The organism is Corynebacterium mendelii (assembly GCF_017307055.1).
GTDB lineage: Bacteria > Actinomycetota > Actinomycetes > Mycobacteriales > Mycobacteriaceae > Corynebacterium > Corynebacterium mendelii.
Window position 1 is genome coordinate 268,322 of the sequence record NZ_JAFLEQ010000016.1, and the last position, 15,504, is coordinate 283,825.

Consider the following 15,504-nt stretch of genomic DNA (forward strand, 5'->3'; position numbering starts at 1 on the left):
GGGTAACCGGAGGTAAGCAGCGGAGACACAGGCTCTTGGACGGGGGAGTGCTAGAACCAGCGCCTGTTCATGCGGGTGGGAAACTCCCCGGTCACCGGACACCCGGTGGCGCCGGCAATGACGCTGTCAATGCCGCAGAAAGGACACAGAGTCGTGGTCGGCACAGAAGCCGCATAGGCGTGCTCCCAGTGGTCGATCCACTCCACAACAGCACCCGGGGGAAGACTTCCACACAGTAAAAACAGCCGCGTCAGCCGGAGGCGGTGATCCGGCTGCGGTTGTTCACGCGGCTGTTGTGGGCATGATCGAGGGGACCGCTTGTGTTCATGTTCCACCATTTGTCCGGATCCGGCCGGGATGTGTGCATCTGCGGGGCCAGGGGACGCAGTTTCCGACGTTGATTTCCCCATTTTCCCACCGCTCTGCCACTGATGTGAACCGAAAGGTTCTGTCGTGCCGTTGAAGTGGGTGGGGAGCACCACGGCATCGTTTCCCTCTGCCGTGGAAGGGCTATTGCTGCAACCGGCAATCCCCTCCAACAGGGCAGTAGGGGATGGGATCGAACAATCCGCGTTCTCCGCTGCAACGCGTGTACCGGTACGTGGTTGGATTTTGTGTTGTAACGTGCGGACAATAACGGCGATCATCACACCCGGTGAAAAGATCCGGGCGGATACCCGCCACCACCACACCCAGGAAGAAAAAGCCTTGCGCGCAGCCATCATCCACGCCCCCGGCGACATCCGTGTTGAAAACCGTCCCGACCCGGTGGTCACCACACCGACCGATGCTGTGATCCGCATGGTCGCAACCTGTGTGTGCGGCTCTGACCTGTGGCATTACCGGGGCATCAACAAGGTGAAGGGGCCTGCACCCATCGGCCATGAATACATGGGGGTTGTCGAAGCAGTCGGGGACAGTGTCACCACTGTCTCACCCGGTGATCTGGTGATCGGCTCGTTTATCAGCTCCGACGGGACCTGCGGCATCTGCACGGACGGCTACCAGTCTGCGTGTGTGGAACGAAGCTTCGTCACTGGGGCACAGGCGGAGAAACTCCTGGTGTCCCACGCCGACGGCACCCTGGTGACAGTCCCCGGGAGACCCGACAAGAGCCTGTATCCGTCGCTGCTTGCTTGCTCGGATGTGCTGGGTACCGGCTGGTTCGGCGCCGTGGCCGCTGAAGTCGGAGCCGGGAAAAGCGTGTGTGTGGTCGGTGATGGTGCTGTGGGCCTGTGTGCTGTGTTGGCGGCGAGCCAGTTAGGGGCTGAAAAAATCATCGCCATGTCCGGCCACAGTGACCGGCAGAAGCTGGCGCGGCGTTTCGGTGCCACCGACATCGTTGATGCCCGCGGTGATGAAGGGGCCGCCGCGGTCAAAGACCTGACCGGGGGACTGGGCGCCCACAGCGTGGTCGAGTGCGTCGGTACCGGTGAATCGATGAAACAATCTCTGGCGTCGTGCCGACCCGGCGGACATGTCGGCTATGTGGGTGTTCCCCATGGAATTGAACTGACCGGCAAAGATCTGTTTGGCCCCATGTTGCACCTGCATGGCGGCCCAGCCCCGGTGCGGAGGTTCCTTCCCGATCTGATCGACAGGGTGATCAGCAAAACCATTGAACCCGGTCTGGTGTTCACCGACACCTTCACCCTGGAGACCATTGCCGACGCCTACAGGGCAATGGATGAGCGAAGGGCGATCAAAGCGTTTATCAGCTTCGATTGATAAAAGACGGACACTAGGGCTGTTTGGTGGGGGACGATAGAACACAGGGAGAACGGCCGGGGATCAAAGATTCATCACGGATTCTGGTCAATCTCCCGTCGGGCAGAACTGTCCATGAAGAAACCGCCGCACACGGGATGTATGCGGCGGTTTCTGGTGCTGAATCCGGTGCTTGTGCACCGGGTTTCAGGCGGGGTTTTCTACATGAGGGACCGGTAGACGTCGACGGTCTGTCGGGCAATGGTGGCCCAGGAGAAATCGTTGACGGCACGCTGGCGGCCCTTTTCGCCGATGGCACGGGCTTTGTCACGGTCGGCCACCATCTTGTTGACGGCTTCGGCGATGCCCTTTTCGAACTCTTCGGGCTCGTTTTCGTCGTAGTGGACCAGTGCACCGGTATCACCGTCGACGACAACCTCGGGGATACCTCCCACATCAGAGGCCACAACCGCGGTACCGCAGGCCATGGCTTCCAGGTTGACGATACCCAGCGGCTCGTAGATCGACGGGCAGGCAAAGGTGTCGGCGGCGGTGAGGATTTCCTGGATCTTCGGCTTCGGCAGGAACTCCTGCACCCAGAACACCCCGTCACGGCCGGACTGCAGCTCGTTGACCAGTCCTTCGGTTTCCTTGGCGATCTCTTCGGTGTCGGGGGCGCCGGCACACAGCACCAGCTGCACGTCCTTGTCGAACATCTTCGCGGCCTTGACCAGGTGGCCGACACCCTTCTGGCGGGTGATACGGCCGACAAAAGCCACAATCGGACGATCCGGGTCGACGCCCAGTTCGTTGAGAACCGAGGAGCCGTTTTTCTCAACCGCTTCATCGAAGGTGGGGCGCGGTGCCCACAGGTCACAGTCGATGCCGTTGAGCACAATGTGGATGCGGGACTCATCGATGCGCGGGTACGCATCCATGATGGCGTCCTTCATTTTCGCCGACACAGCGATCACCGCGTCGGCGTACTCCATGGTGTTTTTCTCCGACCAGGAGGACACGTTGTAGCCGCCACCGAGCTGCTCCCGCTTCCAGGGGCGGTGCGGCTCGAGGGAGTGGGCGGTAGCCACGTGCGGGATGTCGTAGAGATTCCCGGCCAGGTGGCCGCCCAGTCCCGCGTACCAGGTGTGGGAGTGCACGACATCGCAGTCGCCGGCGGCATTGGCCATCCGCAGACCGGTCGACAGGGTTTTCATTGCCGCATTGGCGTTGTCCAGTTCGGGATCCACGCCATGGACATAACAGTCTTTTTCGTCTCGGGGAGCACCCATGCAGTGAACGTCGACATTCACGCCGTCAATTTCACGCATGAACCGGGTCAGTTCGGTCACGTGCACACCGGCACCGCCGTAGATCTCCGGGGGGTACTCTTTGGTCATCATTCCAACTCGCATGCGCACCAGCGTAGCGATATCGATCGCGCTATGCCCACCGGCCCCTTGGTATTGCGTCCGGCATCTCTGTGACCAGGGAAAAGCGGAATTTTCTTGTGGTTTACCCACCACCGGTATCTCAGATACGGCGCCTTTTAGCGATAGCTTCCCCACAAGAGGTGCCGCCGGTTGCGCCGTCATCTCCCGCCCCTGACCCAAGGCTGCCGGTTGCCCGGTATCGGGTACAAGAACACGGTGGTGTGGATCGAATCCCGCGTCTGTCCGGTGGCCCGGATCAGCCGGTGCAGTCGTTTGCTACGGCGGACGGCTTGTTTTTGGTGCGGGGCCTGCCGGCTGTGCGGGGCCGGTTGTTGTGCCATTGGCGTAAACCACACCAGCGCCCCGGTGCTCAGCGTTCCCACAGACGATGGGACCTGGCCGCGGCTGATGTATGAACGCAACGTGCCTTCGCTAATACCCACATGGACTGCGCATCCGGGTGAGCGCCAGAGTTGCTGTCCTGTATCCCGGTCAGTGATATACGGCGTGATCATTGCTCAGTAGCCCCCGCGTGCGGAGGCGGTAGCAGACAGTGAATACACCGCTGCCGACAAGGATGGGGTGAGCCACCAGCTGGCGACGGCAATGGCGATAAGCCCCATGCAGATGGTCTTTCCTTACCGTATTGTCCACTCCCGCAGCGTGTTGTCACGGGTAGTGTGGTGGGGACCACCCCCAGGGCCGGACCTCGCTTCCAGCTAGTTGCTTTAGCCAGAAGCGGGTCTATTTTTTGTTTTCCTGTTTCGTCGAATATCCAGGATCAATGTCGGGATACTGACGGCCAGCCCCGGGGTGGCTGCCACTTTGTCGGGTCAGGTGAAAGCTGCCCCCACTCACACAACCCGTTTTTCACCATCCCTGTTTTTAGGCCGCACAAAAACCCACCCCACCTGTAGACGAACTAGCCTCTACAAGTTTTCAGCTAGTCCCCACTGGAGCAACTGATTGTCAGCAATCCAATCAACAGGCGGAAAGTTCGGTTCATGTGTTACCCGGATTCTTGTTGTGGCTGCTGCTTGAGAGTTGACGTCACGGAAGCGTTCAACTGCCGGACGAGTGCGAAAGGTGGTCTTCGTACTTTGGATTGCAACGTCAGGCACGGGCGCTGGAGCGGCATTGGTAAAAATGCTGTCTGGCCGGATGCGTTGTGTGGTGTCTGGTGGATGCTGGTGCCGCATCGCACACGCCGCACGGAAGAATCCGGTGGCAAGTGACCGGAATGCTGCTGAACTGCCACCGGTTCACGCAGCGGAAAGTGGGCCGGTTGTGTGGCCGCAGATGGTGGGGTGTGCAAGAAATGGTTTTTGGCGTGGATGAAAAATGCAAAAACCGTGGAGCAGTCTCTGTCCTCCATCAGTCGGCCGCCCGGCGCCGGGAGCTGTTTGATCGTCAGCTGTCCAAAGAAAAGTGTCACCGGGTGCCTACAGTAACGTCGCACCCGGTGACGGAAGTCTCGGGGCGGCAGGATTGTTGCCCGTGTGGGGGTTGTGGTGGCGGGATTGTGAAGCTGTCCATCTGGGTTGTTGTCCTTGGCTGAAGAAGGGATTGCCGGGTTGTGCTGCTGCTGGCGTATGCCGTGCGTTGACCGCCATGCTGTGAGTTCTGTCTGATACCAGCAGGGGCTGTTATATCTTGTTATAAACGAAAGCCGGTTGTTATAAAGTGTTATAAACACTTCTGCGGTGTTACACCTTGTTGGCGACGGCACAGTCGTCGTTCCACTTAATCCTGCCCGACACAGCTGACGGCACCCGGGGAACACGTCGTGACCAATACAGCCCGTTGTCTAATGCGGGTACAAGGATCGGGACAATGTGAACGTGGCAATTCACGGTGCGCCGGACACTGGTGACGTTCGGGCTGACCATCCCGCCACAGGGCGGAGTATTGCAGGAAATATACCGGTCAACGCCGATTTTTCTGGTGCAGACGAGCTGACTGCTGCCGGGCTTGAGGTCCGCGGCGGAAAGTCTGGTGGATGTGCGCATTGCCCGGGAGTTTGAAGAAACATGCAGGTGCCATGACAGGCAGTGCGTGAAGGCCTTGTCACCGGGGTGCTGTTGATTGTCACTGGTAGTCTGCGGGAAAGCTGATTCCGCACCCTTTGTGGCCGGGCAGGTGATCCACGGCGCCTGTCTTTGTCGCCGGCGGGCTGTCGGCCCAACACGTACGTATCAAATGAACCAGTGACCGCAAGGAATCCACCCATGGTTGATGTTGCCTACACCTATTCCGGCGAGTCCGGGTGCGTGCGTGACGGGGGGACCGGCGGCTCGGTTGTATCCCTTGCCACCAGTGGTGGGCTCACTGCTGATGGTGTTGTCGACCATCCGTTTTTCTTCGACGGCTTTGTCGAACATCCGACTGTTGTGGCCGCAGGTCTTGTCATGCTTGCCCGGGTTGCCTCAACCAGGTTCTACACGCCACCGGCAATGGTGGCCAAGATTCTGCGCAACGCGGATCCGGTGGTGACGGCTACTGACAAAGGGCTGGTGTTTGAATCCTTCAGTGCCTGCTGCGGTGTGTACGCCCGCATGGACATCGACCACGACTCACTGGATACCGCGTACATCGCCAGGGGAGTGACCAATATCGATGCCGGCCCTGATCTTCGGGCGGCACTTGTTTCAGTCACCCCGGGAGAACCCCTGCACCTGAGTGTCGGATCCGGCCACCTGGAGGTGACAACACTCGGGGACCGGGTACGGGAAGAAAAAGTGAGCCTGCCGGACCGGTGGCTCAAAGGATTCGCCGAAACGCAGGTGCTGGCATCCACCGTCACCAAGAAGATCACCCTCGACAAGGCGGGACTTGTCCGGTTCATCGGTGGCCTGCCGAAAAACACGGCCACCAAATCTGTTGTGTGGGCAACCCCTGTCGGGCGGGGAGTAAGGCTCGGCAGTGCATCCACCCAAGGATCAGTGTGTCTTGCAGGCCCGGAACGTCTGCGCGTTATCCAACCACTGATCCGCTTCGCCCACACCTTGGAAGCCTACAGTCCGAAGAACACAGCCAAGGGGGACGCCACCTGCAGCTTCTGGGTTCTTCATGTGCCGGGCGGCCGTATCACCATCGGGTTGTCGCCGGAAAAATCCCGTGGCTTTTCCGGCGAGGGACAGCTCCTGGATGCCCTTTCTTCCGACACTGTCGGCGATGACGCCGACAAGGTGTCGTCTGTGCTGGCGTTTGATCCGGTGATCGATATTGACTGGCTGGCCGGCCAGACAGGACTTGACCACAAGCGGGTGGCAGCGGCACTGGGTGTTCTGGCGTCATCCGGGCAAGTCGGTTTCGATGTCGCACGGGGCTGTTACTTCCACCGGCCGTTGCCCTTGAGTGCCGATTCCCTGGAGAAGATCCATCCCCGGCTTGCCGGTGCCCGGAAACTGGTTGAAGCCGGTGCAGTAAAACCCTCAGAATCCGGCAGCCGCACCGACGGTCCTGACATCCCTGGTGGTGTCCCGGTTTTGTTCACGGTCACCAGTGGGGGAGTCGACTACCGGGTGGGGATCACCGCTGATCCTGCAACTGACACTTGCACATGTCCTTGGTATGCCAAATACTCCGGCACCCGGGGGCCGTGCAAGCATGTGCTCGCGGCGAGGACCTTCGGGAAAAACTGAGTGTCAGACACGTGGTGACGTACCGAAACCACAATCGACACCTGGTTTTCGGTCACAGTGTGCCCGGGCTGCCTGGCAGCGATGGTCTGTACACAAATCTCCCCGGTACATCTAGCCGGGGAACACCCAGAAAAATCTGTGCGGAGTAGGTGAAAAACGTGGTCGTGGCACGTGTGTCCATCAGCGGCGAAGTGTTGCAGTGGACCATTGAGCGAACTGGCAAGCACAGGATGACCGCATTCGCGATGTAGCAGAGTCAGTGCTGTGCAATCATGTGTAAACCAGCTGCCAAGACCACTGGAACGCATCAATTGAGCCTTCGGGCCAGCTGAGTTCCCGAGCATTTGAGAAGGACCCCATGCCCGCCCGAAAAACGCCTCAGTTCGCTGAACCCGATCACACGACCCACACCGGGACTTTACCGGTGTGGGATATCACCAAGTCAATGGCGAAGCTGCTGGCGGACAAGCCCGCGGCCACCCTGGAAGACTTCTACCGGGTGCTCATGGACCACGAGCTTCCCGATTCACGCTGGGCACAAAGCCCGCAAGAGATGATGAAACTGGCCACCACAGCGACCTGGACGGGTGCTTTCCTGCGGCTGCGCCTGGGGGAGCTGCTGTTTGGCTGGGATATCGACCACGACGACGACTATGTGCTGGGCCTGGTCAATATTGCGGTCTACCACGACAACTCCGATATCCGCCGCCGGTGGCTCGCCTGGGATGAGCAGCTGCGTGAAACAACTTTTTGGCGGCTGTTCGAAGTGGAGGGCGGCGGCGAAATATCGATGGCGAACCTTGACAAGTTCGGCCGGGTCCACACTTGGGTCGACGACATCTGCTGGCTGTCGGAGAAAGGCTACATCGACAGACAACGGGTGCTGCGCGCATCACTGGAAGCGCTCAACCGGGACTTCAGCTCCTACCGGGCAGGATTTTATGCACGGCTTTTCAAAGCGATGGACCCCACACCGGAAGAAGCCGCCGAAATCCAGGATCTGCTGCGCCTTACCCTGGCAAGCCCCGTCACCTCATCGGTGTCGCTGGCGGTGGGGCAGTGCAAGAAACTGCACAAACACGGACTCTTGGACGAAGATGAGTTTGTTCTCGCGTGTGAGCCGGCGCTTGCCACCACCAAAACCAATGCGGTGGCTGTGCTGGCCATTGCCACGGGTATCCACACAAACGGCCGGGCCGATGCGGCGGCACTGAAGTCCCTGCTTGAAGCAGCTTTATATCACCAGCACCCCGATGTCCAGAAAAAAGCCCTCAGCCTGCTGGCCAGCCTGGGGACCGGCATTGACCGATCCCTGCTGTCAAGTGTGTCACCGATGGTGCTGGATGAACTCGGACTGGACGTGCCGGGGCAACCGGAAGAAACTGGTGCCGCCCATGATGCCGGTGCCGCCGACGGAGTGCTTGAACCTGTGACAGCCGAATCAGTCACACCGGTCACCGACGCCGATGCCCTGCAGCGGATCAGTGTCGCGCTTGAAACCACCTGCGCCGACCCGATCGAATTGGAAATGATCCTCGCCTGGCTTGCCCGGGCGGATAAGCCGGCCGACATTCTGGCGCCGTTGAAGAAACGTGCCTCCCAGTTGAGCGGCCGCACCGACAACTATCTGGTCGACCTGATCCACCTGGTGGTGACAGATGATCATGACTTCCTTCCCCAGCGGGAGATCCACACTTACTCCACGAGCGACACAACCGAGGTGGTGACCGAAGTCAGACCCGGGACCACAGCAGAAGAGGAAACACCCCTGCCTGCACTGGTGACCAGACTGCGGGATGTGGCGGCCATCCTCACAGGCGACCAACCACAACGCGAGCTTTTGTCCACCCCCACCGACACCACCGGTTCACTCGACCCGGATGAAGTGATCGCCCGGCATACCCGCAACACGCAGGCCGGCGCGCGGTCATCAACAGTTGACATCAACCAGGCACTGTGGCGGGTCGAAGCGGATGACCGGCAACGACTCGCACAGGCATTGGGCGTTCACCCGCCCACCGATCCCGGACAGATCGTCCTGGTGTGGGAGGGGCCGAAAAAATGGCCGACAGCCACCGGCTTCCAACCGAGTGATCTGGACGAGATACGGATCAACCCCGCGGGGCTGCGTGAGAGCATCAGCCACTGGGATGACAGCCGCCCGCACCTGGTGGGACAAATGGGGATTGCGCGCCGGGATAATCTTGACGTGCTTGTTGTCAACACCATGATCGGCATGTGGTGGGCCGACAGTGATGTCTACCATGACGCGGGGGCGGTTCTTGACGCCATCGATATCCATCCCGCGAAGTGGACACCGGCCACAGCACAACTGGTGTACCTGGCATTCGGCAACAAGAACATCGAGATCAGGGCCCGGGTCGCTGAACTGGTGGCCACCCATCTGCCACGCAAAATGGATGCGGTGGCTTTTGGCCGGGCAATCACCGGCGCCCAGCAGTCGGTGATCCCGACACGTGCGGCCGATGTGCTGCGGGACATTGCTGTACTGAACCGGGAACTGGCACTAGAACTCATGCCGGAGATTCTTCTCGCCCACGACCGGAAACGGCGGGGAATAGCACGTGTGATGGAGGTGTATCTTGATGAGGCGCTACGGCAGAAACCACCGGCCCCGCGGGAGGAGTTTTTGTCCTGGCTGGACGGATTCACCGGCTCATCGAAGGCGGCGAAAGCAGCACGTGCCATCGTGAAGATGCATTCGGGCGGGTAAACCGCGGAGCTTCCCGCGCAATACTGCGGGCGGGCGCACACGGTGCGGCAGCGGCATCATGGCTCAGCGGTTGGCGGGATTGATGCGGGTGGTGGCGCAGGAAACAGTCAAACAGCACCCCGACGAGATATCCGCCCGGTTGACAGCCCGGCTGGAAGGCTTCACCGGCGCATCCCGGCCCGCAAAGACCACGGCACTGCTTCGGAACACCTACCGGAAACCGAAAATCCGGGTAAACCTGAAACGCGCTGGCAGGCAAAGGATGTGCGGGTGTGGAATTCAGTCCGGTGCGGGCCAGCCACGGGGGTGGCAATCGTAGCGATTATCACAGTTGGGGCGCTCGGCACGCGCGGGTCACGTCTTTTGTCTACCCTGGGTTTTGTGAGGAACCAACCACATGTCTTAGCAATTGTCCTTGCCGGCGGCGAAGGCAAACGTCTTGCCCCCCTGACCGAGGACCGGGCCAAACCCGCGGTCCCGTTCGGCGGCACCTACCGACTCATCGACTTTGTGCTGTCGAACCTGGTCAACGCCGGTTACATGAAAATCTGTGTGCTGACCCAGTACAAGTCGCACTCCCTGGACCGCCACATTGCGCAGTCGTGGCAGCCTTCCGGGCTGACAGGTGCCTACATTGCCCCTGTTCCCGCGCAGCAGCGTGACGGCAAACGGTGGTACACCGGATCGGCGGACGCTATTTTGCAGTCGCTGAACCTCATCTACGACGAGGATCCGGAATATGTCATCGTCTTCGGTGCCGACCACGTCTACCGCATGGATCCGGAGCAGATGGTCGAAGAACACGTCAAGTCCGGTAAAGCGGTGACAGTGGCGGGTCTTCGTGTGCCCCGTAGTGAGGCCACCGCTTTCGGCTGCATCCAGGCCGACGATGACGGCAATATCACGGAGTTTTTGGAAAAGCCCGCTGATCCGCCGTCCACCCCGGATGACCCGGATATGACCTATGCGTCGATGGGCAACTACGTGTTCACCGCCAAAGACCTGGTGGAGGCATTGAAAGCCGACGGGGAAAACGAGGATTCCGACCACGATATGGGCGGTGACATCATCCCTTATTTCGTGGAAAAGAATCAGGCGCATGTCTACGATTTCACCTCCAACAGGGTGCCGGGTGAGACCGAGCGTGACCGCGGCTACTGGCGGGATGTCGGTACCATCGACGCGTTCTATGAGGCCCACATGGATTTGATTTCGGTGCACCCGGTGTTCAACCTGTACAACCACAAGTGGCCGATCCACTGCACTGATGCCGGCAGTTTCCCGCCCGCGAAATTTGTGCAGGGCGGTATCGCCCAGTCGTCGATGGTGGCCACCGGCTCGATTATCTCCGGCGGGACGGTGCGTAACTCGGTGCTGTCGAACAATGTTGTGGTCGAAGACGGTGCCACTGTGGAAGGTGCGGTCATTATGCCCGGTGCCCGTATTGAAAAGGGTGCTGTGGTCCGGCACGCGATCATCGACAAGAACGTTGTTGTCACCGAAGGCGAGTTCATCGGTGTCGACCATGAGCGTGACCGGCAGCGGTTTGTTGTCTCCGATGGCGGCGTCGTTGTCGTCGGCAAAAACCAGCGGGTGTAATACCGTATTTCCGCTGTTTCAACCCTCACCCCCGATCAGCTGCAGGACGCAAGCGACCGGGGGTGTGGTGTCTCCGGGGAATCGGTCTGTGACCTGCCGGAAGAAATGACTGATCGATATCGAACGATAAACTGTGGTGCAGGCAACAAGCCTGTCGTGGAGGCATTGTCACCGGCATGCCGCACGTGACCTGTGTCAATGAGAACAAGAAAGTGGACTGAATGGTTTCCACGGTTTTGACCAGAATCAGGCGTGGTTTGTGCGCCGTGTCCCTGGCATGTGTTGCCGACGCAGCCTCAGTCGTTCCGGCTTCCGCCCCCGCCGTTAAAACCGTTGACGCGCACCGGTCGGTCAGAGTCGACCGGGACAGAATCTCCTACAGCGTTGAACAGTACTGGTTCGACATCTACAACCACCAGTACTACATGAACCTGGTCAGTCCGTATCCCGGGAACGAGGTCAGATGCTGGCACTTCCACGGGGTCAACTACGAATGCTGGCAGGCCGACAAAACGGCGAGTTCCATCAGTTGACAGCTTCGGTGCTGTCGTTTGTGACACCCACCGCTGATGCTGCGGGCAGGAAATCCACAACACGTATTTCTTTCCCGGCACCTACACCGGTGTGGCTGCAACACATGAGTTCTGGGATGCAGTGGTTGAACGTCCCCTCGATCTTTTCCCGCGGTTGACCGAGTGGGTGCTCGATCCGCGCAATGTGGAAGCCGTCAACACCTACGCCCCGCTGCTGCTGCCGGTATTCAAGACCGCCCAGCCGGTCTCGGATACGTTGACCTCCACTGAGTCGTCGTGGGATTTTTTCAGGACCCACCAGTTTTCCGGTTGAAGTGACCGGACCCTCGCATCCGCGGAGTGATGCGGGCGCGTGACGGGGCAGTAGAACAAGAAAAGGGCTTTTGTCCGCCCGTGGTGGAAAACACCAGGCGGACAAAAGCCCTGCTGCTGTGGGGAAGGCGGTGTCAGCGCACCATGACCAGACCGTAGATCAGGCGGTCAGACGAGATGGCGAAACCGGCGCCGATCTGCGCGATGGTTGTGTCGGTACTCAAGTTCTTGCGCTCGTCGATGTAGGTGAAGACGGCTTCGGGACTGTTGCCGAAGACGGTTCCTTCGTAGAAGACCTGGCGGCCAAGGAAACCCGTCACAAATTCCTTCGTGCCGTGCTTGGCGTTGTACTCTGACTGGTCGGCGGCGGCATGCATCATGCTGTTGACGACCGTCAGCGGCTTGAGGCCGTTGTCCTCACGGGCGTCGTTGATCAGCTCGATGACCTTCAGCGCATTGCGGGTTTCCGGGGTGTCGGGAAGGGGTTCGGACTCAGTATCCGTGGGGTCGGAGGGATCTGTCGGATTTCCGGGTGTGACCGGTCCGGGATTGGTGAAATTGGAGCTGCCGAAAAAGGGCATTGCCTGGGCGGGGGCGACGGCGCCGCAGACCAGACCGGCGGCGATTAGCGCCGCGGCGGCGCGGCGGGACAAATGGGACATGGTGTGAATCAACCTTTTGGCTTAGGCGAACGGATGAAAAAACAGCCACCGGCGGGTTGGTCCGGCAGAAGGCGGGACCGTCGACCCCGAACGGCATGAACTGTGCGGGATACCCTGGTTGTTTGGGAGCGTGAACCGGTGGTGCGGACAAGGCTACCAATTCCGCAGCCACCACGCCGAATAGCCGAACCCGGTTGGGGCGGGGAGCTGGGTTTGGTCGGCGTCCTGATTGACGGCGATGGCCAGCCCACCGGCAACAGCAGGGAAGTTCCCGGTTCGCGGATTATCCCCAGGGCCGGTTGATGCGGGGATCATTGGTGGTGTCGGCCAGCAGAATTAGGTGGGCAAGCATGGCTTCCCGGGGCTTTGCCGACGTGTGTGGCCGGGACGTGGCGCTTGCGCTGGGAAAAGAAACGGTTCACCGATTGTGAAAGATCGAATAGTTGCAGGGGTAGCCCCTGTCGGCCCGGTTGCCCACCAAGGATGGTTCCGGGACGGGCCACCGGCCAATCCAGAAAGGATGCTGTGCCCCATGATCCATTCACGTACGTCTTTTCCCCGTCTGCGCCGCAGTCTGTGCGCTGTGACAGTGGCAGCCTGTGCTGCGGTGGGGTTGTCCCATCCGGCGGCCGCCGATGTGCCGCCGCCGACCGGCAATGAAACCGATGCCGTTAATCCGGTGAGAATCAACCAGGACACGATTGCCTACCGCTATGAGCAGGACTGGTTCGGCCCTTCGACCATCGGCGCCTACCAGATGAACATCATCACCCCTTACCCGGGCAACGAGGTCAGGTGCTGGCGGTTCCACGGCGCCAACTTCGAGTGCTGGCAGGCTGACCCGCAGGGGGAGTTCCACCAGTTGCAGGGCATTGCCGTCGCCACCACCAACCCCAGCGCCTGGATTTACGGCAACCCGTATCGCACCATGTTCGCTTTTCCCGGGGTCTACACCGGGGTGGCTGCCACAGACGAGTTCTGGCAGGCGGCCGTTGGCAAAGGTCCGGGACCCGATTTCTTCCCGTCATTGACCCGGTGGGTGCTGGATCCGCGCAATGTGGAGGCCGTCAACACCTACGCCCCGCTGCTTCTGCCCATTCTGCAGGGCCGGGCGATGTCGTCGGATATCGCGACCTCCAGCATGTCGGGTCCCAGACTGTTTCAGACCATGTCCTCCCGGCGGTAACTCTGCCGCGCAATCCATGGCCCGCACAGCAGCAATCCCCCGGGGATGGCCGGGGGATTGGTGTGTGTCCGTTAGTTTGTCGCGGATCGGGTCAGGTCGGCGGGTGTGTTGTCCCCGCGCCGGTGTTTAACGTGCCGGGGCGTGTTTGACGGCGATGGTCACTCCGCCACCCAACGGCAGCCGGGTGATGGAAGCATCATCCAGTTCACGGATTTTCTCATCGGCCCGGCGGGCACCGAGAGTGGAACGGTCGGTGCGGGAATCATCACCGATGGTGCCGTCGAGCAGACTGGACATGAGCACCATGATTCCGCCGGGAGCGACCAGCTTCCAGGCGGCATCCATAAAAGCGGGAAGGTCGGCCGGGGCCACATCCCCCACCACCATTCCGTAGCTGGCGTCAGCCAACCGGCCCATGACATCCAGGGGACGTGACGGCATAAAGCGCACAGTGGACTCGGCGATTCCCAGACCGGTGAAAATAGCCTGGGCGGCGGTACGGTGCTCGACTTCCGGCTCGATGCAGGTGATCTTCGAATCGTCACCCACGCCGCGGGCCACATAGGCACCGGTGACAGCCAAGGCAGGGGAAGCAACCACGGCACCGGATTTACTGCCCGGAACCGCCAGTGCCGCCAGGGTGGTCAGCAGCTGGCCGGTGGGGGTATCGGGGGCGTTCAAACCGAACTCGTCGGCGTATTCGCGGGCTTTGTCCATGACTTTGTCTGGCCCGGTGGTGGATTCAATGAACTCGGACATGGCTTTCACGGCGGTAGCATTCACAAGATGCCAGTTTAAGCGGCACTGCCCCGCCTTGCGCCGGTGGACTGAATGCGTGTTTTCACCATGTGCCCCAACCGTCACACAAGCCCCGGTAAAAACCGGAAAAGGCCCTGTCACCGCAGGTTTCACGGTGGTGGGCCATGGGGGTGGCACAAGGAGGTGAAACCGAACCGTGATCAGATTCCCAGGTTACTTTTAACGGCTTTTACGGTGTAAGCTAACTGCCTGATGCACACTTCTTCCATGACATCGAAACTGGACGACACCGCCCGCCCCGCCGACGGGCAGGCCGCGGAAGGCCCCCTGACCGGGACCGCGGCTTTTGACGCCGGCGAGGGGACCATGCCCGAATGGGGGGAACTGGTCAAAGAGCACGCCGACGGCGTCTACCGGCTGGCATTCCGCTTGTCCGGCAACCAGCACGATGCCGAGGATTTGACGCAGGAAACCTTTATGCGGGTGTTCCGCTCAATCGACAAATACAAGCCCGGCACCTTCGAGGGCTGGCTGCACCGCATCACCACCAACCTGTTTTTGGACATGGTGCGCCACCGGGCCCGTATCCGCATGGAAGCCCTGCCGGAAGACTACGAGCGGGTCCCCGGCAACGAGATGACCCCCGAGCAGGCCTACCATGCCGCCAACCTGGATCCGGTATTGGCCACAGCCCTGGATTCACTCAGCCCCGAGTTCCGTGTCGCCGTCATTTTGTGTGATGTTCTCGGCATGAGCTACGACGAGATCGCCGACACGCTCGGGGTGAAAATGGGCACCGTGCGCTCCCGCATCCACCGTGGACGCGGACAGCTGCGGGCATACCTTGAAGCCGCGGCCAAAGACAACGACGAATCAGCCAAACTGCTGGTTCCCGCCGAAACGCGCTAGCATCCGCAACACACTGTCTCCGGGAACCC

Annotated in this window: 12 protein-coding genes; 8 read left to right on the plus strand and 4 right to left on the minus strand. The window is 60.5% G+C overall.

The window, feature by feature from the left end; translation table 11 throughout:
- Positions 1-50: 50 nt before the first annotated feature.
- Positions 51-206, minus strand: a complete 156-nt coding sequence (locus JZY06_RS09610; RefSeq protein ID WP_207279321.1) for a hypothetical protein — start codon at positions 204-206, stop codon at positions 51-53.
- Positions 207-708: 502 nt separating this feature from the next.
- On the opposite strand from JZY06_RS09610, the gene JZY06_RS09615 reads away from it, so the two are divergent.
- Positions 709-1,728: a zinc-dependent alcohol dehydrogenase family protein gene (locus JZY06_RS09615; protein ID WP_207279478.1), complete on the plus strand. Its 1,020-nt coding sequence runs from the start codon at positions 709-711 to the stop codon at positions 1,726-1,728.
- Between the two features lie 200 nt (positions 1,729-1,928).
- Here the strand turns inward: JZY06_RS09615 and glgA are convergent, their stop codons facing one another.
- Positions 1,929-3,119 carry a glycogen synthase gene (gene glgA / locus JZY06_RS09620; RefSeq protein ID WP_207279322.1) on the minus strand — a complete coding sequence of 397 codons (1,191 nt, stop codon included), beginning with the start codon at positions 3,117-3,119 and terminating at the stop codon, positions 1,929-1,931.
- Positions 3,120-5,365: 2,246 nt separating this feature from the next.
- Here glgA and JZY06_RS09625 point away from each other — a divergent pair.
- The 5 genes from JZY06_RS09625 (at position 5,366) to JZY06_RS09645 (ending at position 11,960) form a co-directional block, all read left to right on the plus strand.
- Positions 5,366-6,781: an SWIM zinc finger family protein gene (locus JZY06_RS09625; RefSeq protein ID WP_207279323.1), complete on the plus strand. Its 1,416-nt coding sequence runs from the start codon at positions 5,366-5,368 to the stop codon at positions 6,779-6,781.
- A gap of 445 nt (positions 6,782-7,226) precedes the next feature.
- Positions 7,227-9,515: a DUF6493 family protein gene (locus JZY06_RS09630; protein ID WP_207279324.1), complete on the plus strand. Its 2,289-nt coding sequence runs from the start codon at positions 7,227-7,229 to the stop codon at positions 9,513-9,515.
- A gap of 372 nt (positions 9,516-9,887) precedes the next feature.
- The gene (gene glgC, locus JZY06_RS09635) at positions 9,888-11,114 is read left to right on the plus strand and encodes a glucose-1-phosphate adenylyltransferase (protein WP_207279479.1); all 1,227 of its coding nucleotides are present in this window, start codon (positions 9,888-9,890) and stop codon (positions 11,112-11,114) included.
- A 221-nt stretch (positions 11,115-11,335) separates the two neighbouring features.
- Entirely contained in the window at positions 11,336-11,647 is a 312-nt protein-coding gene (locus JZY06_RS09640) for a hypothetical protein (protein WP_207279325.1), read from the plus strand.
- Positions 11,648-11,768: 121 nt separating this feature from the next.
- Complete coding sequence (locus tag JZY06_RS09645; protein ID WP_207279326.1) at positions 11,769-11,960, plus strand: hypothetical protein; 192 nt, start codon at positions 11,769-11,771, stop codon at positions 11,958-11,960.
- 133 nt (positions 11,961-12,093) lie between these two features.
- Here the strand turns inward: JZY06_RS09645 and JZY06_RS09650 are convergent, their stop codons facing one another.
- Complete coding sequence (locus JZY06_RS09650) at positions 12,094-12,621, minus strand: hypothetical protein (protein WP_207279327.1); 528 nt, start codon at positions 12,619-12,621, stop codon at positions 12,094-12,096.
- Between the two features lie 532 nt (positions 12,622-13,153).
- On the opposite strand from JZY06_RS09650, the gene JZY06_RS09655 reads away from it, so the two are divergent.
- Positions 13,154-13,807, plus strand: a complete 654-nt coding sequence (locus JZY06_RS09655; protein WP_207279328.1) for a hypothetical protein — start codon at positions 13,154-13,156, stop codon at positions 13,805-13,807.
- Between the two features lie 126 nt (positions 13,808-13,933).
- Here the strand turns inward: JZY06_RS09655 and JZY06_RS09660 are convergent, their stop codons facing one another.
- Positions 13,934-14,590, minus strand: a complete 657-nt coding sequence (locus JZY06_RS09660) for an O-methyltransferase (protein WP_330617250.1) — start codon at positions 14,588-14,590, stop codon at positions 13,934-13,936.
- 243 nt (positions 14,591-14,833) lie between these two features.
- Between JZY06_RS09660 and sigE the strand changes: the two genes are divergently transcribed.
- Complete coding sequence (gene sigE / locus JZY06_RS09665) at positions 14,834-15,475, plus strand: RNA polymerase sigma factor SigE (protein ID WP_207279329.1); 642 nt, start codon at positions 14,834-14,836, stop codon at positions 15,473-15,475.
- Positions 15,476-15,504: the final 29 nt, after the last annotated feature.